General features: G+C 68.2%; 16 protein-coding genes. 8 read left to right on the top strand and 8 right to left on the bottom strand.

The window, feature by feature from the left end; all coding sequences use genetic code 11:
* Positions 1 to 27 precede the first annotated feature (27 nt).
* From G6N23_RS18610 to G6N23_RS18585, 6 genes are all read left to right on the top strand, one after another.
* The gene (locus G6N23_RS18610) at positions 28 to 1704 is read left to right on the top strand and encodes a DUF7159 family protein (RefSeq protein WP_085260700.1); all 1677 of its coding nucleotides are present in this window, start codon (positions 28 to 30) and stop codon (positions 1702 to 1704) included.
* Positions 1705 to 1733: 29 nt separating this feature from the next.
* Positions 1734 to 2501, top strand: a complete 768-nt coding sequence (locus tag G6N23_RS18605) for a maleylpyruvate isomerase family mycothiol-dependent enzyme (RefSeq protein ID WP_085260701.1) — start codon at positions 1734 to 1736, stop codon at positions 2499 to 2501.
* 29 nt (positions 2502 to 2530) lie between these two features.
* Complete coding sequence (locus G6N23_RS18600) at positions 2531 to 2890, top strand: nuclear transport factor 2 family protein (RefSeq protein WP_085260702.1); 360 nt, start codon at positions 2531 to 2533, stop codon at positions 2888 to 2890.
* A 61-nt stretch (positions 2891 to 2951) separates the two neighbouring features.
* Positions 2952 to 3818: a glucose-1-phosphate thymidylyltransferase RfbA gene (rfbA, locus tag G6N23_RS18595; protein ID WP_085260703.1), complete on the top strand. Its 867-nt coding sequence runs from the start codon at positions 2952 to 2954 to the stop codon at positions 3816 to 3818.
* Between the two features lie 118 nt (positions 3819 to 3936).
* Positions 3937 to 5469 (top strand): HNH endonuclease signature motif containing protein, encoded by a 1533-nt coding sequence (locus G6N23_RS18590; RefSeq protein WP_085260704.1) that lies wholly within the window; start codon positions 3937 to 3939, stop codon positions 5467 to 5469.
* Between the two features lie 64 nt (positions 5470 to 5533).
* A complete protein-coding gene (locus tag G6N23_RS18585; protein WP_133055468.1) occupies positions 5534 to 5800 on the top strand; it encodes an Mtp family mycobacterial-type pilin in 267 nt (88 codons plus the stop codon).
* Here the strand turns inward: G6N23_RS18585 and G6N23_RS18580 are convergent.
* The 8 genes from G6N23_RS18580 to G6N23_RS18545 form a co-directional block, all read right to left on the bottom strand.
* On the bottom strand, positions 5788 to 7092 hold the full coding sequence (locus G6N23_RS18580; protein WP_085260706.1) for a pyridoxal phosphate-dependent aminotransferase: 1305 nt from the start codon (positions 7090 to 7092) through the stop codon (positions 5788 to 5790). The two genes, G6N23_RS18585 and G6N23_RS18580, sit on opposite strands and share 13 nt — an antisense overlap.
* Positions 7093 to 7156: 64 nt before the next feature.
* The gene (locus G6N23_RS18575; protein WP_085260902.1) at positions 7157 to 9973 is read right to left on the bottom strand and encodes a (Fe-S)-binding protein; all 2817 of its coding nucleotides are present in this window, start codon (positions 9971 to 9973) and stop codon (positions 7157 to 7159) included.
* A 235-nt stretch (positions 9974 to 10208) separates the two neighbouring features.
* Positions 10209 to 10805 (bottom strand): hypothetical protein, encoded by a 597-nt coding sequence (locus tag G6N23_RS18570; protein ID WP_085260707.1) that lies wholly within the window; start codon positions 10803 to 10805, stop codon positions 10209 to 10211.
* An 87-nt stretch (positions 10806 to 10892) separates the two neighbouring features.
* Positions 10893 to 11270 carry a DUF3054 domain-containing protein gene (locus G6N23_RS18565; RefSeq protein WP_085260708.1) on the bottom strand — a complete coding sequence of 126 codons (378 nt, stop codon included), beginning with the start codon at positions 11268 to 11270 and terminating at the stop codon, positions 10893 to 10895.
* Between the two features lie 29 nt (positions 11271 to 11299).
* Positions 11300 to 11962 carry a hypothetical protein gene (locus G6N23_RS18560; RefSeq protein ID WP_085260709.1) on the bottom strand — a complete coding sequence of 221 codons (663 nt, stop codon included), beginning with the start codon at positions 11960 to 11962 and terminating at the stop codon, positions 11300 to 11302.
* A 47-nt stretch (positions 11963 to 12009) separates the two neighbouring features.
* Positions 12010 to 12603 (bottom strand): hypothetical protein, encoded by a 594-nt coding sequence (locus tag G6N23_RS18555; RefSeq protein ID WP_372508912.1) that lies wholly within the window; start codon positions 12601 to 12603, stop codon positions 12010 to 12012.
* A gap of 70 nt (positions 12604 to 12673) precedes the next feature.
* A complete protein-coding gene (locus tag G6N23_RS18550) occupies positions 12674 to 12856 on the bottom strand; it encodes a hypothetical protein (protein ID WP_085260710.1) in 183 nt (60 codons plus the stop codon).
* A 14-nt stretch (positions 12857 to 12870) separates the two neighbouring features.
* Positions 12871 to 14352 (bottom strand): amino acid permease, encoded by a 1482-nt coding sequence (locus G6N23_RS18545; RefSeq protein ID WP_085260711.1) that lies wholly within the window; start codon positions 14350 to 14352, stop codon positions 12871 to 12873.
* Between the two features lie 304 nt (positions 14353 to 14656).
* Here G6N23_RS18545 and G6N23_RS22460 point away from each other — a divergent pair, with 304 nt between their 5' ends.
* Complete coding sequence (locus tag G6N23_RS22460) at positions 14657 to 14791, top strand: hypothetical protein (protein ID WP_264069653.1); 135 nt, start codon at positions 14657 to 14659, stop codon at positions 14789 to 14791.
* The gene (locus G6N23_RS18540; protein ID WP_085260712.1) at positions 14788 to 15945 is read left to right on the top strand and encodes an FAD-dependent oxidoreductase; all 1158 of its coding nucleotides are present in this window, start codon (positions 14788 to 14790) and stop codon (positions 15943 to 15945) included. Before G6N23_RS22460 ends, G6N23_RS18540 begins: the two co-directional genes overlap by 4 nt.
* Positions 15946 to 15958: the final 13 nt, after the last annotated feature.

The following is a 15958-nucleotide window of genomic DNA, read 5'->3' as shown; positions in this document are numbered from 1 at the left end:
AACCGAGGGCCGTAGGGGAGGTGTGCGATGGACATCGTTCTGGGCGTGTCGATGGCACCGCCGTCGGTACGGATGGTCCTCGTCGAAGGAGAGAACGCCGGTGGCGTCACCGTCGACGAGGACGGCTTCGAGGTGGACTCCACCAGCGGTGCGGCGTTTCCCGACCAGGTGGTGTCGGCCATTCTGGGCACTCAGGAGAGCGCCCAGGAAAGCGGTTATCGGCTGGCCTCCACCGGAGTGACCGTCGCCAATCAATGGCAGGCCGGTCGGCTGCGCGACGCGTTGGCCGACCGCAAGGTCGAAAACGTGATGCTGGTGTCGGCGTTCCTGGCGGCGGCAGCGCTGGCGCAGACGGTAGGCGGAACGATCGGCTACCAGCGAACCGCGTTGATGTTCGTCGAGCCCGGCGGTGCAACGCTGGCGGTCGTCGACTCGTCGGACGGCTCGATCACCGAGGTGCGCCGGGTGACATTGCCGTCCGACGACACCGCCGCCCTGGGTGAGTTGACCACCCTGGCCGCGCAGGCCGGACGACTCGAGTCCCGGCCGGACGGCTTGTTCGTGGTCGGCTCCGGGGTCAACGTCGGCCGGGTCAAGCCGGAACTGGATGCGGCCAGCCCGATCCCGGTCAGCGTGCCCGAGGAGCCGGAGACGGCGCTAGCGCGGGGCGCGGCGCTGGCCAGCGCACACGCGCCGCTGTTCGATTCGTCGACGTCGGCTCTGGCGTGGGCGCGCGACCCGGGCACCGGCGTGATCGATCGGGATCTGGTCGCGCTCGGCTACGCCTACCCGGCCGGCGGCGACTACGACGCCACCATGGGCGAGTACGCCCTGGCCTACAGCGCCGTCCGCGACGACGCCGATGGCGACTATCTGCCGTTCTCCGACACCGGCAGCACCCAGAGCGCCGTTGTCGAAGACTACGAGCCGGGCTCCGGTGTGCGGCAGTTCGAGGACCCCGAGCGTCCTCGCCGCCGTAATCCGTTCCTGCTGGCCGGCAGCGGACTGGCGGCCTTCTTCGTCGTCGGGGTGGCCTCGTTGCTGGTGGCGCTGGCGGTCAGTATCCGGCCCACCGCGTCCGACCATCCCGCTCCCAGCCAGCACATCGTGGTACCCACGCAGCAGGCCCCGGTGGCCCCGGCGCCGGTCCCCGAGGCGGCGCCCAAGGTGCCACCTGCCGCACCGGCGGCTCCGGCTCCGGCGGCCCCGGCGCCGCCCGCTCCGATGGCCCCGGCGGCTCCTGCTCCGGTGCCCGCGGCTCCTGCGCCCGCCCCGGCGGCTCCTGCTCCGGCGGCCCCTGTGCCGGTGCCGATTCCGGTGCCGATCCAGGTGCCCAGTCCGCCGCCGGTCGAGATCCCATCGCCTGCCGCACCTGCCCCGAAACAACCCGAGTGGCCACCGATCTTCAAGCCGCCCAAACAGAGTCCGCCCAAGAACGACAATCCATCGTGGCTGCCCGGAAACAACGGTGGCGGCAACAAGGGCGGCAACCCGTCGTGGTTGCCGGGCGACAACGGTGGCGGCAACAAGGGCGGCAACCCATCGCCCTGGCTGCCCGGCGTCGGCACCAACGGTGGCGGGAACAATCCCTGGTTACCGGGCCTGGGAGGCGGTAGCAGCGGCGCTCGCGGTGGTGGCGGCGGCTCGTGGTTCCCCGGCCTCGGCGGTGGCGGCAACCGGGGCGGCGGTGGCTGGCCCTTCTGAGTCGGCGCGCAGTCCACTAGCCTGACGGCGTGGATTACGCCGCAGCTTTACTCGATGAGAACCGTTCCTTCGGTGAGCTGGTCCGCTCCGGGGATCCCGAGCTGGCGATTCCTACCTGCCCGGAGTGGAACCTGACGCAACTGTTCCGGCACGTCGGACGCGGACATCGTTGGGCCGCACAGATCGTCGCCGACCGACTGGACCACCCACTGGATCCGCGCGACGTCGTCGACGGTAAGCCGCCCGCGGACCCGGACGCGGCCATCGCCTGGCTGCACGACGGGGCACAGCGGGTGCTCGATGCGATCACGAAGATCGGGCCGGACAATCCGGCGTGGACATTCCTGGGTCCGCGCCCGGCCGGCTGGTGGCTGCGTCGCCGGTTGCACGAGACGACGGTGCACCGAGCCGACGCCGCACTGGCGCTCGGCGGTGACTTCAGGCACTTTGCCCTGCCGCCGGAGTTGGCCGCCGACGGGATCTCCGAATGGCTCGACCTGATCACCGCGCGACTCGGCCGCGACGGGCAACCGGCACTGGCCGGCGGCGACAGTGTGCACCTGCACGCTACCGATGAGGGTCTGGGACCGGCGGGCGAGTGGACGTTCAGCAGGTCGGCAGAGACCGGCGCACTGTGCTGGTCGCACGAGCACGGCAAAGGGTCGGTGGCACTGCGCGGCCCGGCCCGGGACCTCTTCCTGGCGATCCTGCGACGGGTTCCGGTGGCCGACACCGACATCGCGATGTTCGGCGACGCCGCGGTCTGGCAGGCCTGGGTCGACAACACCACGTTCTGAGTGCGCTCCAACACGGTAGTTTGCAGGGCATGAGCACATCGGAGATCGCTACCGTCCTCGCCTGGCAAGACGCCCTGGACGCCGGCGACCTGGACACCCTGGAACAGCTGTCCAGTGACGACATCGAGGTAGCCGACGCCGACGGTGCCGCGCAGGGTCATCAGGCGCTGCGGAGGTGGGCCGCTTCGGCGGAGTCCACCGCCGGGATCGGCCGGATGTATGTGCACGACGGCGTCGTCGTGGTCGAGTTGACCCCCGTCGGAGCCGGCACGGCCCAGGCGGTCGCTTTCCGGGTGGTGCACGACCACGTCACGGCGGTGTTCCGCCATGAGAACCTCGACGCGGCGCTGACCGCCACGGACCTCACCGAGGCCGACCGGGCCGACTGACCGGTGTCCTTCTGCTTCACCCGGCTCCGCCGCGTTTGCGATCGCCGCTAGGCTCGACGGCATGCGCGGGATCATCCTGGCCGGTGGCTCAGGCACCCGCCTGTATCCGATCACCATGGGCGTCAGCAAACAGCTGCTGCCGGTCTACGACAAGCCGCTGGTCTATTACCCGCTGTGCACCCTGATGCTGGCCGGAATCCGCGACATCCAGGTGATCACCACGGGCCACGACGCGCCGGCCTTTCAGCGATTGCTCGGTGACGGCGGCACATTCGGGGTCGACATCACCTATGCGGTCCAGGATCAGCCCGACGGGCTGGCGCGGGCGTTCGTCATCGGCGCCGACCACATCGGCAACGACTCGGTCGCACTGGTGTTGGGGGACAACATCTTCTACGGTCCCGGCCTGGGAACCAGCCTCCGTCGTCACCAATCCGTTTCCGGCGCAGTAATATTCGCCTACTGGATGGCCGACCCGTCGGCCTACGGCGTCGTCGAGTTCGATGCGCAAGGCACGGCGGTGTCGGTGGTGGAGAAGCCGACGACGCCGAAATCCCACTACGCGATACCGGGTCTGTACTTCTACGACAACGACGTCGTCGAGATCGCCCGGGGCCTGAGGCCTTCGGGGCGCGGCGAGTACGAGATCACCGACATCAACCGGACCTACCTCGACCAGGGTCGGCTCCGGGTCGAGACCCTGGCCCGCGGCACCGCCTGGCTGGATACTGGGACGTTCGATTCGCTGCTGGACGCCGGCGACTACGTCCGCACCATCGAGCGTCGCCAGGGCCTCAAGATCGGCATTCCCGAGGAGGTGGCCTGGCGGATGGGGTTCATCGACGACACCCAGCTCGCGGCCCGCGCCGAGAACCTGCGTAGGTCCGGCTACGGCGACTACCTGTCCGGGCTGTTGGAGCGCCGGTAGCGGGCCGCGGCGGTGGGCGCCGCCGTCGTTATCCACAACCTCGTGGTCGAGCCCGCAGTTATCCACAACCGTGGAATCTTGCATAGATTTGTGAGTCCACCCGGGTAGTGTCGAACATATGTTCGATATCGACTTGCCGGAACCGGACGATCTGTCGGGTGTCGACGAGCGCGTTCTGGTAGCGGCGGTCGCCGGGTGGGGCCGGATCGAGGCGGCCGCCGCCGCGCGACGGCTGGCGGTGATCGCCGAGTTGGTGGACCGGAGAACCTCGGGGGAGGGCTCGCGTTCACGCTGGGCGTGCGACGGCTGGGATGCGACCGCGGCGGAGGTGGCTGCGGCTGCGGGTTCGACCCGTGGTCGTGCGTCGAATCAGATGTATGTGGCCACCGCCCTGCGCCACCGGTTACCGCGGATCGCCCGGCTGTTCGCCGACGGCACACTCAGCGCGGCGGTGGTAGGCGCCATCGTCTGGCACACCACGCTGATCGAGGATCTCGGGGTGTTGGAGCTTGTCGATGTCGCCCTGGCCGGTGAGGCCCGCTACTACGGTCAGTTGTCGGCGGCAAAAACCACCGCGGCCATCCACGCGATCATCGAAGCGCACGATCCAGCTGCGGTGCGGCGCAGTCAGGCTGCGGCCCGCAGCCGCGACCTGGTCGTCGACACCAACAACACCGAATCGGGCACGACCGCACTGTGGGGGCGGTTGTATGCCCATGACGCCGCCGTCCTGGATCGACGCCTTGGCGCGATGGCCCACAGTGTCTGCGACGACGACCCGCGCACCTTGGGGCAACGGCGTGCCGACGCGCTTGCCGCCTTGGCCGCCGGCGCCGGCGGGCTGGCGTGTGCCTGCGACAATCCGCACTGCCCCACCCGAACCGGGGCCCCGGATGCGGGCACCGGCGCCGCGCTGGTCTATGTGCTCGCCGACGCCGACAGCCTCGATAGCCCTGTCGATCCGCTCAACAACGGTGAATACCGCCAGTGCCGACCCGGTGCCCCCGCTGGGCCGGCTGACGAACCGACGGCCAGGGGAAAGCCCGCGCAGATCGTGGGCGGGCCGATCACCCCCACCTCGGTGCTGGCCGAACTGGTCCGTACCGGCGCCACGGTGCGGCCTCTGCAGATTCCCGGACCCGACAGCCGACCCGAACCTCATTACCGGCCTTCGGCCAAGCTGGCGGACTTCATCCGCTGCCGTGACCTGACCTGCCGGTTCCCTGGATGCGACCAGCCCGCACAACGCTGTGACATCGACCATGCGATCGCTTGGGCCGACGGCGGGCTGACCCACCCGGGCAACCTGCGGCTGCTGTGCCGAAAAGATCACCTGCTCAAGACGTTCTGGGGGTGGCACGATCGCCAGCTTCCCAACGGCACGATCGTCTGGACCAGCCCCACCGGGCACACCTACACCACGCATCCCGGCAGCAGGCTGCTCTTCCCGGCTCTGTGCCGACCCACCGGCCGAGCACCGACTTCTGTGCCGCTGCCGCAGGAGGCGTCGGCCTGCCGCACCCTGATGATGCCCATCCGTAGACGCACTCGCGCGCAGGATCGCCACGCGGCGATCAAAGCCGAGCGCGCGCTCAACCGTATCGACGCCGACGAAGTACGAGCCGAACGCAGCAGGCCGCCGCCGCCATAGCCCAGCCGTATCGGCACTGCCGATCATGTTTGGTGAAGGCGGTGGCAGTGGTAGAACAACCCACATGAGGAACACGAACCGGGTTGCGGCAGGTATGGCGACGGCGGCGTTAGGGTTCGTTGCCCTGGGCATGGCGGGTGTGGCGCAGGCCGAGCCGCGTTACCACTGGTGCCCGGGTGAGCAGTGGAGCGGGTGGATGGGTCTCAACTGGAACACCAGCTACTGCCACGACAACCACTATCTCGACAACGTGCCGCACGACCCGGAGCACTGGCAGAACGGCGGCACCTACGATCCGAACTGGCCGCCGCCGTCGCCCTATACCCGGTAGCCGACCAGGAAGTTGCCCAGGCGTTCGATGGCGCTGGACAGGTCACGGGCCCACGGCAACGTCACGATCCGCAGGTGGTCCGGCGCAGGCCAGTTGAATCCGGTGCCTTGGGTGACCAGGATCTTCTCCTGCAGTAGCAGATCCAGAACCAGCTGCTCGTCGTCCTCGATCGGGTAGACCTCGGGATCCAACCGCGGGAACGCGTAAAGCGCACCACTCGGCTTGACGCAGGACACGCCCGGAATCTCATTGAGCTTGGTCCAGGCGACGTCCCGCTGTTCAAGCAGCCGCCCACCCGGCAGGACCAGATCGTCGATGCTCTGGTGACCGCCCAGGGCCACCTGAATGGCGTGCTGGGCCGGCACATTCGGACACAGCCGCATGTTGGCCAGCAGGTTGATGCCCTCCAGGAAACTGGTCGCGTGCTCCTTGGGGCCGGTGATCGCGACCCAGCCCGCCCGGTAGCCCGCCACCCGGTAGGCCTTCGACAACCCGTTGAACGTCAAGCACAGCAGATCCGGTGCCAGGCTGGCCATGTTGGTGTGTTCGGCGTCGTCGTAGAGGATCTTGTCGTAGATCTCGTCGGCCAGCAGCAGGAGTTGATGCTTGCGGGCCAACTCGGCGATCTGGCTGAGCACTTCCCGGCCGTAGACCGCGCCGGTGGGGTTGTTCGGGTTGATCACCACCAGCGCCTTGGTGCGCTCGGTGATCTTCGACTCCATGTCGGCGATGTCGGGCTGCCAGCCCTGGGTCTCATCGCACAGGTAATGCACCGGTGTGCCGCCGGCCAGTGAGGTCGACGCCGTCCACAGCGGATAATCCGGCGCCGGGATCAGCACCTGGTCGCCGTTGTCCAACAGTGCCTGCAGAACCAGAGAGATCAGCTCCGACACCCCATTGCCCAGGTACACGTCGTCGACGTCGAAGCGGGGGAAGCCTTCGACGAGTTCGTAACGGGTGACCACCGCGCGGCGTGCCGGCAGGATGCCCTGCGAATCGGAGTAGCCCTGTGCGTACGGCAGGGCCTGGATCATGTCCCGCATGATGACGTCGGGCGCCTCGAACCCGAACGGCGCCGGGTTGCCGATGTTGAGCTTGAGGATGCGGTGCCCCTCGGCCTCCATCCGTGCGGCTTGGGCGTGGATCGGACCGCGGATCTCATAGAGGACGTCCTGCAGCTTGGTCGACTGCGCGAACGTGCGCTGCCGCAGCTGGCTGCCGGGCGCAGGCCAGGGCATCTGGTGGGGCAACTGATGAGCGGTCACGTCGACAATGGTCCCATAGCTGTCCAATCAAAATTTGCCCCAGAAACAGATCGGGGCCGTATGTGCACACACACGGCCCCAACCTGTTATCTCAACGTTTGCCCGGCGGCTTCGCTCCGCGCTGGATGCCCAGCCCCTTCACCGGGGGCTGTTCCTTGGGAGCTTCGGCCTGCGAAGCAGCCTCGGGAGCTGCCCCGGCGGAGGCCGCTTCAGTGGTCGGCTCCGCGGCCGGCTCGGCCGGTTCGGCCGTGGCGGGCTCCGCGGCCGCAGCCGCCGGTGCCTTCTTGGCGCCGGGTTTGCGCGCCCCAGCCGCCATACCGAGCCCCTTGACCGGTGCCGCGGGTGCGGCCGGCTCGGCGGGTGCCGCGGGTGCGGCCGGCTCGGCGGGTGCCGCGGTGGCGGCCTCGGAGGCCGGAGCCGCTGCCTTCTTGGCACCCGGACGCTTGGCACCGCCGGCGATGCCCAACCCCTTGACCGGTGCCGCCGGTGGCGCCGGGGCAGCGGGGCTGACCTCGGCGGCCGGAGCCGCCGTCTTGGCGCCCGGACGCTTGGCCCCACCGGCGATTCCCAGCCCCTTGACCGGGGCAGCGGTCTTGGCCTCGGCTGCCGGCGCCGGCTTCTCCAGCGTCGCGGTGGCGGCAGCAGCAGGTTGCGGCGCCTGTTCGGATTTCTTCGGTGCCCGTTCGGCGGCCGCTGCGGCGGCGGTGCCCTTCGCCGGCAACGTCACCCCGGACAGATCCAGCGAGTCCAGCAGCATCTGGGCGATGTCGCGGACCACCACACCCTCGCTCCCGGCGGCTTCCTGACGGTCGCCGACACCGTCGTGCAGCATGATGCGGCAGAACGGGCAGGCCGTCGCGATCTGTTTGGCACCGGTGGCCAGCGCCTCGTCGACTCGGTCGTGGTTCACCCGCTTGCCGATGTGCTCTTCCATCCACATCCGGGCCCCGCCGGCGCCGCAGCAGAACGAGCGGTCGCGGCTCCGCGGCATCTCGATCAGGTTCCGGCCGGACGCGGTGACCAGTTCACGCGGAGGCTCGTAGATCTTGTTGTGCCGGCCCAGGAAGCACGGGTCGTGGTAGGTGACGTCTTGCGAGACGGGACTGACCGGTACCAACCTCTTGTCCCGCACCAGGCGGTTGAGCACCTGGCTGTGGTGCAGTACGGAGTAGCTACTGCCCAGCTGCGGGTACTCCCGGCTGATCGTGTTGAAGCAGTGCGGGCAGCTGGCGATGATCTTGCGTTCCGTGGTTGGCACCCCGTCGAACAGCTCGTTGAGCGTCTCGACGTTTTGGGTGGCGAGCTGCTGGAACAGGAACTCGTTGCCGGAACGTCGGGCCGGGTCGCCGGTGCAGGTCTCCCCGGTGCCCAGCACCAAGAACTTCACCCCGGCCGCGGCCAGCAGTTCGGCGACCGCCTTGGTGGTCTGCTTGGCCTTGTCCTCGTAGGCGCCGGCGCAACCCACCCAGAACAGGTACTCGAAGCCGTCGAAGCTCTCGACGTCCTGCCCATAGACCGGGATGTCGAAGTTCAACTCGTCGATCCAGGCGGTGCGCTCGCTGGCGTTCTGACCCCACGGGTTGCCCTTGTTCTCCAGGTTCTTGAACAGCACGCTCAGCTCGGACGGGAACTCCGACTCCACCAGCACCTGGTAGCGGCGCATGTCCAGGATGTGGTCGATGTGCTCGATGTCGACCGGACACTGCTCGACGCAGGCACCGCAGTTGGTGCACGACCACAGCACGTCGGGGTCGATCACGCCGCCCTGCTCGGCGGTGCCGACCAGCGGCCGGGCGGCCTGCTCGGGGCCGGAGCCGCCGATGCGCTCGAAACCCTTCTCCGGCACGTGGTGTCCCGCCAACGGCTTGGCGTCGGCGAGGTCGATGTCCATGTCCGGCGCGTCAGCGGTGCCGAGCAGGTAGGGAGCCTTGGCCATCCAGTGGTCGCGCAGGTCCATGATCAGCAGCTTGGGGCTCAGCGGTTTGCCGGTGTTCCACGCCGGGCATTGCGACTGGCAGCGGCCGCACTCGGTACAGGTGGCGAAGTCGAGCATGCCCTTCCAGGAGAAGTCCTCGATCTTGCCGCGGCCGAACACCGCGTCTTCCGGCGGGTCGTCGAAGTCCAGCGGCTCGCCCTCGTACTCGATCGGCAGCAGCGGGCCGAGCCCGTTGGGCAGTCGTTTGAAGGTGACGTTGATCGGGGCCAGGAAGATGTGCAGATGCTTGGAGTGCAGCACGATGATCAGGAAGGCCAGCGCCACCCCGATGTGCAGCAGCAGCGAGACCGTCTCGATGTACTCGTTGGCTGTGAGCCCGAGCGGCTCCATGATCTTGCCCATCAGCTGCGACAGGTAGGCGCCCTTGCCGTAGGGCAGGCTGCCGGTGTTGACGGCGGCCCCGCGCAGCAGCAGGAAGGTCCAGACCACGTTGAGGATCATGACCAGGATCAGCCAGGCACCGCCGTTGTGAGAGCCGTAGAAACGGGACGCCCGGCCCATCTCGCGGGGGTTGCGGATCACGCGGATGACCATGAACGCGAAGATCGACAGGGTGACCGCGGTGATGAAGAAGTCCTGCAGGAAGCCCAGCGCGTCCCAATGGCCGATGATCGGCAGTGCGAAGTCGTGCTTGAACAGCTGGCCGTAGGCCTCGATGTAGACGGTCAGCAGGACGATGAACGCCCACATGGTGAAGAAGTGCGCGATGCCCGGGATCGACCATTTCAGCAGCTTGGCCTGACCGGCGACCTCGCGGATCTGAGTCCAAACCCGGGTCCCGACGTCGGATACCCGCTCAGCCCCGACCTTTTGGCCGGACATCACCAGCCGGTACAGCCAGAGCACCCGGCGTGCGGAGAAATAGCCGACGAGCACCGTCATGGACAGGCCGACGACCAGCCTGATCATCATCTGGACATTCTCGGTCACGGAGCGCCTCTCCCATCCATAAGTTACCGATCAGTAACTTAACTCTTGTTACTGACGGGTAACTTACCGCCAATCTTGCGCAATACCTGTTCAAGCGCTGCTTGATGCTCGCCCATAGTGCCACCCCGTTCCGACCCAGCGCGACGCAGGCTGGCCTAACTGTATCGGCTGGCGAGTGTTCCGACGGGCTTTCTCGCCGGTGACGGCTATTGGCCGTTCATCCTTCGTGTGGCAGCGGGATGACGATCTCCGACGGCGGTTGAGCCGCCGCGCTCGTGGTGGTGGGGGCCTGGGTGGTGGTCGGAGCTGTGGTGGTCGGAGCTTCCGTGGTCGTCGGCGCCGAGGTCGTGGTCGGCGTGGTAGTCGTCGGCGATTCGGTGGTGCTCGGCGGTTCGGAGCTGCTGGCCGATGGTTCGATTGTCGTGGCCGGGGGAGCGTTTTCGCCGGTGGTGGTCTCCGGGACGACCGGCTCCGGGTTCGGGGCGACCGGTGACTCGTTGGGCGCGACTGTGGTGGATGTGACCGTGGTCGGTGTGGCGTCACCGGATTCTTTGTTCACCAGCCGGACCATGCCCCACACCAGTCCCGCGATCAGGAGTGCCGTCAACACCCCCCAGCCGATCAGCGCGAGCGGCTGCAGGTACCAGGGGGTCGGTGGCGGTTCAGGTGGTTCGGACCAGCCGGGCTGTACGCCGGTGGGTTCGCGGTACTGGCTGTAGTAGCCCGCCGGCTCGCCGTAGTCGCCGCCCCCGCGATAGTCGTAATCGGCCATTCGGGTCGGTTCGTCGTTCGGATCCTCCGGCGTTCGGTCCACGCGAACCGATGGTAGGCGCCGCGTCTGACGAAACGCCGCGATGGCACCTGACTAGTAGCTGTGCCGTCCACCGGTGCGGCGGCCGCGTCATCCCCGGCCGGCGGCCCTGCGTCGTGCGACGAGCTCGAACGCAGCCCGCCAGCCGAGCAGGAAGACGGCGGTCACCGTCGATGCGACCAATACGAAACTCCACGCCACACCCGCGGAGGTTGCTGCGCGCAGCACCATGCCGACCAGCACCGTCGATATCCAGACGATCGCCCCGGTGGGCACCACCGCGGTCGGCCGGAGCCAGCCGCGGGACAACAGCCAGCCCAGCACCGTACCGCTCAGAAACGGCCAGGCCGTGGCCGCCAAGCCGCTGAAATCGACGCCCTCGTCGTGACTGCGCCGACCGAGGGCGCAGAACACCAGAACGGCCACCAGATCCATACCGAGCCAGGCCGGCTCCCGCTGCGGTCGCATGCGGCGAGAGTACTGGGCCGGTGCTCCGCCTACCGGCGTGGCGGGATGGTGATCACCGTCGGCAGCTCCGGAACCTTGGGGATCGGCGGAATGGTGATCACCGACGGCAGCGACGGCAGGCGCGGAAGGTGACGGTGCGACTCACTGGGCACCGGCGGCTGCCGGGGCGCCGGCTGTTGCGGTGGCGCCTGTCCGGGCGGGGCCGCCGGCGGGGCCGATGTGCTCGAGGGGCTCTCCGAGGTGGAGCTGCTGGTGGTGGCGCTGCTGCTGGTCGTCGTGCTGGTGGAGCTCGACGAGCTGGTCTGCGGCGCGGTGCTCCCGCCCCCGGGCCCGCGGCTGGTCAGCTGGACGATGCCCCAGATCACCAGCCCGAGCATCACCGCAATGAGTCCGAACCACGCGGTCAGCACCGACCGCCGGCGAAACCAGGGGGTGGGGGGCACTCCGGCGAAGTCCGTGGTGTCCGCCTCACCCGGAATCTGCTGTTCGAACGGGTTGTGGACGGGGTTGTACTGGGTCGGCGCGTTGCCGGGGTGGTAGCCCGGATCGCCGGGATTGTACCCCGGGCCCGGGGGGCCGAACGGAGCCGGCTGCGGCCCGGGCGGCTGAGGTCCGCGTTGGGTGTACTGGGTGGATCGGGTTGGGTCGTCGCCGGGTTTGCCGGAGCCGTCTGAAGATCCGAAGCGCGCCATTCCAGCGATCGTAATCGAAAGCGGTGGCCGGCGAACGGTGCCAGAGGTCAGAACGTTTCGACGTTGTCGATGCTGACGAACATGCCGTGGCCGGTGCGTTCATTGGTGAATCGGGTGCCGTCGATATCGGCTTTGATCTTCCAGCCCTGAGCCTGGTAGGTCAGGTAGTCGATGGTGACGACCGGGATGTCGCCCAGGTTGCCCAGCACCCACTGCACGGTGCCGTCAGAACTGACGCTGACGCCGTTGGCGTGCTCGCCGCCCTTGAGCGGGGTGTTGGTGAACTGAGCCTCGCAGTCCACCTGCCGAGTCGAGATCTGGCAGCGGGTCCTGCCCGACTTCGTCTCGATGAAGACGTAGCCGTTCTCGTCGGGCGGCAGGGAAACGGCGCCACCCGGCTCATGCGGATTGCTCGACGGGGGCGGCGTGGAGGGAGCCGGGGTTCTCGGCGGCGCCGTGGTGGGTCGGGGTGTCCGGAACGACGGCTCCGCCGGCCCGCCCCCGCCGGGCGCCGCGGTCGGGTTGCCGTCGACGGTGGAACTGCAGCCGGTCAACAGCAGCGCGACCGCCAGCGTCAGTTGTGCGCCGATTGCTCTCGTTCTCACCTGATCCGGTTCCCGCACGCACGCCCCCGCCGACATAGATTGCCGTCCAGCCTACGCATTCTGTGACGCGAGTGGCTGTAGTGACTCGCGGGCGAAGCAGTGGGGGTTACGAGAAATCCCGGAACGCCAACACGCCCCCGGCCACCGCCGTGACCGCGGCGAGGCCGTAGCCGAGCACCGACCACCAGCCGACGTGCAGATAGGCGGTGATGGCCACGATCGCGATGGCGCAGAAGACCAGGGCCATTCCATACAGCGGAGGTTTCGCTGCATATCGGTTGGGGGACATGCGTTTCCGGCCTCCTACTCGTCCGTTTCGGCCTGCGTGGTCACCGCAGGTGGTTGCTCGGGGGCGGCCGACGGTGGTGCGGCCGCGGCCGTCACCCGCCCGCGGACCAGATACCAGCCAAGCACCAGCGCCGGTGCACCGACGAGCACCGCGGTGCGAATCCAGATGCCGTACTCGGGGTCGAACAGCATCAGCACCAGCACCGCGGCCAGGAAGGCCAGTGTGGCGTAGCCGCTGTAGGGGGCCAGCGGCATGCGAAATGTCGGCCGTTGCAGGGTTCCGGACTTGGTCAGCCGGTGAAACCGCAGCTGGCAGGCCACAATCGTCGCCCACGCCGTTACCACGCCCAAAGCCGCGATATTGAGCACGATTTCGAAGGCATGCTCCGGTACGACGGCGTTCAGTGCCACCCCGAGCAGGCCGATCATGCCGGTCAGCAGGATTCCGCCGTAGGGCACCCCGTTGCTGGACAACGGTGCGGTGAACTTCGGCCCGCTGCCATTGACCGCCATCGAACGCAGAATCCGCCCGGTGGAGTACAGGCCGGCGTTGAGGCTGGAAAACGCGGCGGTGAGCACCACCAGGTTCATCAGGCCGCCTGCGCCGGTGAACCCGATCTTGGCGAAGAATGTGACGAACGGGCTCTCACCATGTTTGTAGGTGGTGTAGGGCAGCAGGAGTGCCAACAGCACCACCGAGCCGACGTAGAAGATCGCGATCCGGGCGACCACCGAATTGATCGCCCGCGGCATGATCCTTTCGGGGTCGGCGGTCTCGCCGGCCGCGGTGCCGACCAACTCGACGGCGGCGTAGGAGAACACCACACCCGAGGTGACCAGCACCACCGGCAGTAGCCCCGTCGGGAGGAACCCGCCGTTGTCGACCCACAGGTGCAGGCCGGTGGCCTGGCCTTCGACCGGAAAGCGCCCGCCCAAAAAGACGGTCCCGACGACCAGGAACGTCATCAGGGCCACCACCTTGATCAGCGCGGCCCAGAACTCCAGCTCGCCGAAGAGCTTCACCGAGATCAGGTTCATCGACACCACCGCCACCAGCGCGACCAGTGCCAGCACCCACTGGGGAAAGACGTGGAACACGCCCCAGTAGTGGAAGTACGTCGCGATCGCGGTGGTGTCGACGATGCCGGTCATCGACCAGTTCACGAAGTACAGCCACCCGGCGACGAATGCCGTTTTCTCCCCGAAGAATTCGCGGGCATACGACACGAACGACCCCGAGGTGGGGCGGTGCACCACCAGTTCGCCGAGCGCCCGCAGGATGAAGAAGACGAAGATGCCGCAGATCCCGTAGACCAGGAACAGGCTGGGGCCGGCCTCGTGCAGGCGCCGGCCCGCCCCCAGGAACAGCCCGGTGCCGATCGCTCCGCCGATGGCGATCATCTGCACCTGACGAGGGTGAAGATCCTTGTGATAGCCCTCGTCTTCACGGGCCAACACGGCCGGAGAGGCCGGGTGAGGATCGGGGGCGTGGGACATCGGTGCAGGGTAACGCACCGAGGCTGTCGGCCAGATTCAAATCTCGCCGCGCTCGGCCCCGCCTTCTCGCTACAGCGAGCTGAACCAGCTGGTGACGTGGTCGAGGGTGCTCTCGAACGCGAAGAACCCGAGCAAGCCCCCGGCGCTGGTCCTTCGAATAAACCGGATCGGTGTTCGGGATTTGACGCCAACGGCGGAGAACGAGTCGCTGCCGGATCCCATGCTGAATCGGTCGCGGTGGAAGCCGCTGCAGCAGCGGAACTTTCCCGCGACGTGGCGATGCGGAACGTATACGGTTGCGGTTATGGCCAGGCGGTCAGCGCAAGTCGACGGCGTGCACGGCATCCCCGTGTCGAGACCGCGCGTCACCAGGACCGAACTCGCCGAAGTGATTCAGGACGCCTGGCTGTCCCGGGCCGCCGGCGGTTCAGACGCATGAGCAAGCGGATCGCTGTCGTGGGAGCCGGTATCGCCGGGCTGGCGACCGCGATCGGGCTGCAGCGGCGCGGTCATGATGTCACCGTCATCGAACAGCGGACCGACACCTCGTCGGGTGCTGGGATCAGCATCTGGCCCAATGCGCTGGCGGCCCTGGACCATCTCGATCTGGGCGATGCAGTCCGCGCGGCGGGCGGCCGCATCACAGCCGGCGCGGCGCGCTGGCACGACGGGTCGTGGCTGCGCCGCCCCGCGACCGAACGAATGGTCAAAGCGCTCGGCGAGCCGCTCGTGGTGGTGCAGCGCTCCGTACTGCGCGACATCCTCACCGACGCGTTGCCGGCGGGCGCCGTCGAATACGGGCTCACCGCCGCCGACGTGACGATTACCGGTGACATTGTGCAGCTGCAACTCTCGGATGCCTCGGTACGTACTTTCGATGCGCTCGTCGGCGCCGACGGCACGCATTCGATGGTGGCCCGCCACCTCAACGGCCCGCTGAGCCAGCGTTACGTCGGCTATACCGCGTGGCGCGGCATCGCCGCCTACGCGCTGGACCCGGACCTGGCGGGGGAGACGCTGGGTCCCGGGGTGGAGGCCGGCCATGTCCCGATGGGCCCGGATCTGACGTACTGGTTCGCCACCGAGCGGGTGCCCGAGGGGCAACGGGCGCCCGAAGGGGAGTTGGCCTACCTTCGGGCCAAGTTCGCCCCTTGGGCCGAGCCCATGCCGAGCATTCTTGCCGCGACCGCGGCCACTGATGTGTTACGCGATGATCTCTACGATCGCAGTTCGGCCCGGCTCTGGGCGCGCGGACCGACGGTGGTGGTGGGCGACGCGGCCCATCCGATGCGCCCGCATCTCGGCCAGGGCGGCTGCCAGGGGCTGGAGGATGCCGCAATCCTGTCCGCGTTCGTCGCGCGGGAGCCCGACCTGTTTGCCGCTTTCTCCCGGTTCGCCGCCTTTCGTCGTCCGCGAGTGGCGTCGCTGGTGCGGGAGTCGGCGTGGCTCGGGAAGGCGGTCAATGTGCGACCCGATTTCCTCAGCGCCGCCGTCAGCCGCGTCACCGCGCTGATCCCGGAAGCACTGCTGATGAGGCACATGGCAGCGATCGCTGCGCGGTCGGCGTTTGTGCTGCCCACCGGCGGCCGATGAGTGCCGTCTGCCC

Source organism: Mycolicibacter terrae, assembly GCF_010727125.1.
GTDB lineage: Bacteria > Actinomycetota > Actinomycetes > Mycobacteriales > Mycobacteriaceae > Mycobacterium > Mycobacterium terrae.
The sequence above is the reverse complement of the archived record's forward strand: the minus strand, read 5'-3'. Positions and strand labels throughout refer to the sequence as shown.